Genomic DNA, 8,105 nt, shown 5'->3' with positions numbered 1-8,105 from the left:
GATAATAGCCATATTGACCTCCGTTTCGGTTGTTGGTTGACGAGTGACCGAAACGAAGGCGGCGGGGAGCGGCACCGGGGAATGACTTCGGGCCAACATGACCCGAAGCAGCCCCATAAGAACACAAAAGCGCCCGGGAGGCATGAAGCCACACGGACGCATGAAGTTACATATTCATTTATGTACTGCCTAATTTCACATTCATAACCAGACTGTCCCGGAGGGGGAGCTACGCTTTTTTTAGCTGGTGCAGGTCATGGGTGCTGTGAAAAAAGGCAAAAATGAACACGGCGGCAATCCTCCTATATGCCGCCGTGGATTTACACGGTGTTAGGTCGTCGTTGGTTTAGGGGGCGAAAAGAAACGGCGGCTCTGATTTCTCAAAACCGCCGTATCGTCAATGATATAGGAAAGCACACGAAATCCTCTGCCCGTCAGCGGTTTTTTTCTTTTCCCCGCTGTGGGGGCAGATGTTTCTTAATTGATTTACCACAAGCATAAACTACAAATGTTACACAAATGTCCGAGGTGCCTTTGATTTCGACAGAAAAACAGGCTGAATTGTTACAAAGCTCGGACATTTCAAGGAAATCGGATAAAGTTGAAATCAGCGAAGCAACATTTATTGGTTGCTCCGCTGATGTACTGCTATTCTTCGCGTATGGCAGGCAGAATTTCCGCTTTCTTTAATTCAGCTTTGGCGTATGCGGTAAAGATTAAATATATAACTGCCAGAACAGCAATTAAAGCCAACAGGAACAGCCACGGCAGTTCCAGCGTAATACAATGATTTGCTGCATCTAATTTCCTACAAGCAATTACACTTAGAATGCTTCCGTATACAAGGGATATTGCTAATGAACCTCCAAGGTAGATTCCAATTTCCCTGTTCAGCATTATTTTCAACTGTTTTTGCGTTGTTCCAACGGCTTCAAGCAAACCAAACTCACGTTTTCTGCTCTGGAAATCAACAATAAGCATATTCATAAGACTGATACTGCCAAAGACAAACAGAATAGCAGAGGCCATATACAGAGCATTTATAGAGGCTCTGTATTGATGCTGAATATTTTTAATCGTTTGCTCAATCGTATTTACTTCTATTTTCCCGTTTTTATCCGCGATCTCCTGAACTGCGGTCAAAACGTCGTCAAAACGTCCGTCTGAATTTTTGACTGCCAGAATACCTGTCTGCTCTGTTATCCCTGTCAGTTTTTTTGCTGTATCATAAGTCATAATGAAGTAAGGACTTCCGGGAACAACCGGGCTATTCTCCATTAAATCAGACCTATTGTATGTGCCTACCACAACGGCTTCCACATCAAAGGTGCTGCCATCGAAAGCTCTGCCCGCAATCTTCAAAGTATCGCCAACTTTTGCTATATCTTCTTCAACCAATATTCCATTTTTCTCAACCATATCATCGTAATCTGCCGTTCCAGAGGATAGCACCGCCTGCTTTTCTTCCGTCTGTTCCCGGTTTAAGGTTGGAAAGAAGTCTGAAATGCTTGTGATAGAACCACTTCCGCCCGAAAAAGTAACCGTCATATAAACGCTGTCGAATGCGGTGATTTTTTCTATCCCGTCCACCTTTTCTAATTCCTGCATCAGTGTCTGATCCTCAAGCGGATTTTCTTCCAGTTGCAATTTTGCGCTTCCGTATGGCTCCGCTTCATTATCAAAGGAACTACCCACTGTATTTCTTATTTGTATGAGAATGTTACCGGCTGGATAGTATTTGAAGCTCGCCTGTTTTGCCGGATCAATAGAACCAGCAACCGTAGAAGTAACCAGTAAAAGAGCGCCGCTCACTCCAAGCATTAGCAGCGTCAAGACTGCTTTTTGCTTGTTTCTTTGTATATTTAATTTTGCCAGATTAAACGGCGTAAGTTTCCGATGCAATTTTGGACTCTTTTTTGCCTTTCCAGCATACGCGAGGTATTTCGCGCCCTCTACCGGGGAAGTATTCATTGCTACCCGGACAGGCTTAAAAATGGCAATATTCACTGTCATAAAGGCTACTGCGGCAATCAGTACAGCATAAATAACTGTTGTTTTCAGCCGGAATCCGTCAGGACAACCAATAAATCCAATCAGTACGCCCGTGACAAGTCCTAAAGGAATACCGGTCAAGGCATATAACCGTCCCTCTTTTCCTGCCATCCGCTTAATCTGCCTTTTTGTCATGCCAAGTGTCCGAAGTTGCCCAAACATCTGAACATTTTTTACAATCTTTGTGTAAAAAACACCATAGACAATCGTTGCCGCCAAAATAGCCGTCAATGCCGCCAGCAACGGTACTGGAATCGGAATACCCGATGTTATTACCCCCGACATAACAGCAATATATTCTGTAAGCATTACCTGCTCCTCGACAATGCCTGTATTTTGTATTGCTTTGCTGGCAAAATCAAGAATAGCCGTGGAGCTTATGGCGTCTGTATTCAGCCTTGTATATGCTGTAACCTGAAAAGAATCTTTTGCCAAATCTCGGGCAAGTTCTTTACTGACATAAATAAAATATCCGTTGCTTTCTTTTGTGTCGTCCAGAATACCAGAAAGCGTATATTCCGCTTTCTGCCCTGTGCCGGTCACGTCAAGAGAAATAACATCGCCAGCTTTATACGCTTTTCCTAAAAAGTCAATATAATTCTGCGGAAGCATAATCTCATTTTCTTTCTGCGGCACACTTCCCTGTAAAGTCTTTTCTTCCTGATGCGAAAAGTAATCTTCATCTCCGTAAGCAACCGTGATTGTTTTATCATCCACATAAAAAAAGCCAATAGCGGAGTATTCTCCGATCCATGAAATATCTTTGTTTTGACGCAGCAGGGCTGTCTGTTCATCCGTAACTCCCAAAATGCCAATCTGCGCTTTATTCCTCTGTGTGTTCTTAAATTCCTCTTGCGTACCTGTTGATATTAGGATAATCGAAAAAACCATGCAGACAGAGAGGGCGATTGTCAAAAGTAAAAAAGCCTTGCTTCTCTTATCCGCTTTCATACTCCTATCTGCCAATTTCTTTACAATGGAGCTTGTATCATTTTCAAAAGGCCAAGTCATAGCCCGTCACCTCCTTATCTCACGATTTTGCCGTCCTCAATCCGTACAATACGGTCGGCAAGCTGGGCAATCTCGCTGTTGTGAGTAATCATTACAACGGTCTGGTGAAATTCTGCGCTGGTGCGCTTGATAAGCCCCAGTACCTCGGCGCTGGTCTTACTGTCAAGGTTGCCAGTCGGCTCGTCGGCCAGCACGATAGCCGGTTTGGTTATCAGGGCACGGGCAATCGCCACACGCTGTTGTTGACCGCCGGAAAGATTGTTCGGCATATTTTTTAGCTTATCTTCCAGCCCCAGCAGGTGAACGATTTCATCCAAAAACTTCTGATCCACCGTGTCCCCGTCCAGTTCCATCGGCAGGACAATGTTTTCATACACATTCAGAATGGGAACAAGGTTATAATTCTGGAAGATAAAACCGATGTTGCGGCGGCGAAAGATGGTAAGCTGTTCATCGTTCTTCTTTGCCAGTTCTTCGCCCCGGACGATCACGGTTCCGCTGGTGGGAGTGTCCAGCCCGCCCATCATGTGAAGCAGGGTGGACTTGCCGCTACCAGAGGTTCCCACAACAGCCACAAACTCGCCGTCCTCCACGGAGAAATTTACGCCGTCAAGGGCGCGGGTAATGTTCGGTTCTGTACCGTAATACTTTTTCAGGTCAATCGTCTGTAAAACGCTCATATTCAAAACTCCTTTCAAGGCTTCCTACCTGTTGATAAGTGTATTGTAAAACCCAAATGTCCGCGAAATGTTACAGCGGCTAAAAAAATTCATTGAAAATTGAGGTGAAATGTTACAACGCTCGGACATTTCATTTTATCTCTGCACCTCGGGCCAACTTGACCCGAAGCAGAAAGTTTCTCTCAACGCAAGGGAAGCATAATGGAAAATTCCGAACCCTTGCCCGGCTCCGAAACCACTTTGATATAGCCGCCCTGCCGCGTTACGATCTCGCGGGCCAGATACAGGCCAATGCCCACACCCTGCTGTTCGTGTACTTCTTCCTCACGATAGAAGCGCTGGAAGATAGCGGCCTGATTGCTTTCGGAAATGCCCTTGCCAGTGTCGGTCACTTTGATTTCCACATACATTTCCCACAGCACCACAGACACAGCGATTTTCCCGCCTGCCGGGGTGTACTTCACCGCATTGTCCAGCAGGTTAAAGAGGGCTTCCGATGTCCACTTGCTGTCATGGAAAACGGTCAAATCCTCCGGGCAGTCCACGGACACGGCGATTTCCTTTTTCTCCGCTGCATACACGATCCCACTCATGGCCTGTGCCACGGTATCAAAGAGGCGGCCCGGTTTCTTGTCCAACTGGATCACGCCTGTTTCCAGACGGGAGGTTTTCACAAGGGCCTGAAAGAGAAAGTCCAGCTTATCCGTCTGGCTGCGGATTCCCCGGATAAAGTCGGTGCGCTCTGCCTCGGCCATAGGCTTTTCCAGCAGGGTGTCCGTCGCCATTTTCAGATTGCTTACCGGCGTTTTCACCTGATGGGAAATATCCGATACAAGGGTCTGTAACTCCTGCCGTTCCTCGTCCACCCGGCGGCGGTTCTCCTGCATGATCTGGTAAAGCCTTGCCAGCCGGTGTCCGATTCTGGCAAGCTGGGTTTCGCTGTCCTCTGGCCGCTGGGGCGCTTCATTTCCGGCGATCATGTGGTCTAAGGTCTGGCACAGGTCAGTGGTAAACTGCGACAGTCGCTTTCCAAACGCCTGCGTCAGTACAAAAATCCCTACAATGGCGCACAGCAGCAGCGCCCCGCCTGTCAGCAGCACCGCAATCTGTTTTGTCACAAGAAAAAGAGCTATGGTGATCCCGGACATGGAGAGGACAAGCTCCATTGCCACCCGGCCAAACAGCCGCTTTACCGAGAGGTTTTGAAACTTCATTTTACCTCGCCTCCCGTCCATTGATACCCCATGCCGTAAACGGTCTTGATGTAGGGTGCGCCGCCGTCGGCTTCAATCTTGCTGCGAATACGGCTGATGGAGGTTGTCAGGGTGTGTTCGTCCACAAACCGCTCGTCTATATCCCACAGCTTTTCCAAAAGCTGCCCACGGGTCAGCACTTGCCGGGGATTTTTACGAAACAGGTTCAGCATTTTGTACTCCATCGGGGATAGAGTCAGGGGCTTGCCGTTTAAGGAAGCCGTCTGCTCCGAGAAGTCCAGAAACAACCGCCCGTCGTCGTAAATGTCCTTGGCCGGTTTGTGGTGTTCCAGCATGGCGAACATGGCTTTGATTTTCCGCTGCAAGGCCCCAATCACAAAGGGCTTTGTGATGTAGTCCACCGCGCCCACCTCATAACCCCGTATCTGGTCGCTCTCCTGATCGTTGGCGGTCAGGAAAATCACGATGGTATCCGGGTGCTGGGGCTTTATCAGCTTGCACAGTTCAAAACCGTTCCCGTCCGGCAGGTTGATGTCCAGCAGCACTAAATTAAATTCCCGCTGGCGGATGGCGTCGGCTGCGGTTCTGGCATTTAGGGCAGAAGTCACGCCATAGCCGTCTGCGGTCAGGTTATAGGCCACCATCTTATTCAAAAAACTGTCGTCCTCGACAATTAAAATCTGCTTCATATCCTCACTTCCTTTGCTTTTTGCAGATAGTATAACAGGCAAATGTCCGCGAAATGTTACAGCGGACCGATTTTTCAAAAAATTATTTCTTCATAAATTATATAGCCTGTTGGCTTTTACATCAAGATTTTACAAGTGAATAGTGAAATGAAATACTACCTTACATAAAGTTTCATTACATTCTCATAATTCAGCCCGAAATGTACAATGATATAGGGTGATATGAGAATGAACCAAGATGAAAGAAGGTTTGACTTTCACGGCCTCGGGGCAGCTCTCAAAAGAGCCAGAGAAGAAAAGGGCTGGACACAAGCCTACGTTGCGGAATTAGTAGACCGTGACTCCCGTACCATTATGAATATTGAGAACAAAGGTCAGTATCCCAGCTTCGACCTTTTTGTTAAACTCATTACCATGTTTGACGTTTCAGTTGACCAGTTTATTCATGCGGACGGAGGGGCAAGGTCAAGTTCTTGCAGAAAGCACATTGATGTGCTCCTAAATTCTATGAATGAAAAAGAGCTTGTTGTAATAGAAGCCACAGCCGAGGGCATTAAGAAAGCCAGAGAAACGGAGGTTCCAGAATAAGGGCCTCTGTTTTTTTGCGCCATTTTAGGGGCTGCCGCTAAGTGGCAAGCAATGCCTCTGTGGCCACAAGTGGCACAAAGGCGGCTTGTTGGGGCTCGCCCCAAACCCGTATCTTCGGGCCAACATGGCCCGAAGTGTCAGCGTCGCTTTGCTCCTTGTTTTCATAATCTCAACGCTCCTTTTCCTGCTTTCTTCCCGGCTCGGTGTAGCCCATCAGAGTGTCAATGTTCGCCTTGATCGTGACGATCTCCTGCATATCCCGTCGTGCCTTCTGGTATTCTCCATAGAGCTGTTTTTTCTTTGCTGTGAGCTTGCGGCCTTCCTCGTTCAGCACATCCATTTTAGGGAGCTTCGCCCCACCCAGCAGAGAGCGCATTTCCGCTTGTGCAGCCCGGTACAGTTCAAGGTCGGCCTCATGCTCCGCAAGGAATTTCCGGCTGTACTTCGTCGCCTTATACTGCTCAAAGACTGGACGGGTTTTGGCATACTGAACCGTTGCGGCCTTTAGCCCGGCATTGGTTTTCATGGCCTGTTCCGTCTGCTTGATCTGCTCGGAAATGGTATGAAAACGGTCTGCTGCCTCGGTGGCTTTCTGTGCCAACTGCTCATAATCGGTCAGGCCATTGTCCTGTATATAAGCAAGAGCGGCGGCCATCTGCTTAATGTTAAATACCTTCGCCCAGCGTTCATATCCCGGCCCCTTACCGGCAGCCAGCTTTGCTTGAATATCCACCGCCAGACTGATTTTCCGCTCCGAGCGCCCGGGGCGTTTTTCTTTGCCCTCAATGGCGGACAGAACATCTTGCAAGTCGTAGCCGTCCCCCAGCGTGGAGGCACGCAGACGGGTGAAGCGTTCCTGTCCCTGCCCGGTCAGCCGGAAGCTGATACCGCCGCCCCGAACCGTCTTGACCTCATACCCGGCCCGCTTCATCAAATTGAGAAATTCGTCCAGATCAGCGGGGCGTTCCGCCAGCGCAGTATCAATAGCAAGGCGCAGTCGGTCCTGATAGGAAAGCGGTCCTTTCCGGTCTTTCTGCCACTCCCCATAGTTCCGATACTTGCTCTTGCTCCGGGGCTTCGGGTTCTCCACGATGGACAGCCCGTTTTCAAGGCACAGCCTGTCAGAGAGCCGCCGAAGAGCGAAGCTGGAGCCCCAAAAATTTCGGAATTTCCGGGTGCAGTCAAGGGTGGTGGAGTTGTAATAAATGTGACAATGGATGTGCTGCTTATCGGTGTGCGTGGTAACGATAAAAGCGTGCCGCCCCTTTGTCCAGCGCATAGCCAGCGCATAGCCGATACGGTTCGCCTCCTTCGGGGTGATCTCGCCCGGATAGAAGGATTGTCGTATCTGATAGCACAGCACATTATTTTCTTTCTTCTGTTCCCGGCCCGTCATAGCGGCATAGCTGGCCTTTGCCAAAAGGAACTCGTCCGCCACGGTGGCTGGATCACATTCATAAGCGGAGATGTACTTTCCGCTTTCTGTTTTTTCCGGGTTCTTGCCATAGTCCAGACAATCCCGGATAGCCTCAGCAATCGTTTCGCCTTCGCCCGCATGGCGCTGCAACAAAGTTGTAGTAGCCAAAAATCATCCCTCCTTTCCATAAGAAAGAGGCGGCCCATTCAGACCGCCCCGACTTCGGGCCAGTATGGCCCGAGGCTGCTTAACTTGCCAGAAACCGGTACAGAGCGGATTTGCCTCCGTCCAGCGCCCAAAGAAGGGAGCCCGCCGCCGCTTGCAGTCCATACGGCGAAAGAAGGAAGGCAAGAAACAGAAATACAATCCCGCCTATGGGCGTCGGCGTGAAAAAGAGAGCGACACCCAGCACCGCCAGGATCACAGAGGCAATCGTCAGCAGGACGGCACAAAT

General features: G+C 48.9%; 7 protein-coding genes. 1 reads left to right on the top strand and 6 read right to left on the bottom strand.

Annotated features, from left to right (window positions below):
* Window positions 1-648 precede the first annotated feature (648 nt).
* From DW965_RS17830 to DW965_RS17815, 4 genes are all read right to left on the bottom strand, one after another.
* Entirely contained in the window at window positions 649-3,063 is a 2,415-nt protein-coding gene (locus tag DW965_RS17830; RefSeq protein WP_119198646.1) for an ABC transporter permease, read from the bottom strand.
* A gap of 14 nt (window positions 3,064-3,077) precedes the next feature.
* Complete coding sequence (locus DW965_RS17825) at window positions 3,078-3,743, bottom strand: ABC transporter ATP-binding protein (protein WP_119198645.1); 666 nt, start codon at window positions 3,741-3,743, stop codon at window positions 3,078-3,080.
* Between the two features lie 182 nt (window positions 3,744-3,925).
* Window positions 3,926-4,957: a sensor histidine kinase gene (locus DW965_RS17820; protein ID WP_119198644.1), complete on the bottom strand. Its 1,032-nt coding sequence runs from the start codon at window positions 4,955-4,957 to the stop codon at window positions 3,926-3,928.
* Window positions 4,954-5,646 carry a response regulator transcription factor gene (locus DW965_RS17815; RefSeq protein WP_055194522.1) on the bottom strand — a complete coding sequence of 231 codons (693 nt, stop codon included), beginning with the start codon at window positions 5,644-5,646 and terminating at the stop codon, window positions 4,954-4,956. Before DW965_RS17815 ends, DW965_RS17820 begins: the two co-directional genes overlap by 4 nt.
* Window positions 5,647-5,874: 228 nt before the next feature.
* Here DW965_RS17815 and DW965_RS17810 point away from each other — a divergent pair, with 228 nt between their 5' ends.
* Window positions 5,875-6,234, top strand: a complete 360-nt coding sequence (locus tag DW965_RS17810) for a helix-turn-helix transcriptional regulator (RefSeq protein ID WP_036626676.1) — start codon at window positions 5,875-5,877, stop codon at window positions 6,232-6,234.
* 169 nt (window positions 6,235-6,403) lie between these two features.
* Here the strand turns inward: DW965_RS17810 and DW965_RS17805 are convergent, their stop codons facing one another.
* Both DW965_RS17805 and DW965_RS17800 read right to left on the bottom strand, forming a co-directional pair.
* Window positions 6,404-7,819: a relaxase/mobilization nuclease domain-containing protein gene (locus tag DW965_RS17805; protein ID WP_119198643.1), complete on the bottom strand. Its 1,416-nt coding sequence runs from the start codon at window positions 7,817-7,819 to the stop codon at window positions 6,404-6,406.
* Between the two features lie 79 nt (window positions 7,820-7,898).
* On the bottom strand, window positions 7,899-8,105 hold a 207-nt coding region (locus DW965_RS17800), incomplete at its 5' end, for a CD1845 family protein (protein WP_119198642.1).

This window comes from Blautia sp. AM47-4, from assembly GCF_003479865.1.
Classification (GTDB): Bacteria; Bacillota; Clostridia; order Lachnospirales; family Lachnospiraceae; genus Fusicatenibacter; species Fusicatenibacter saccharivorans.
This window is presented reverse-complemented; position numbering and strand designations above follow the sequence as displayed.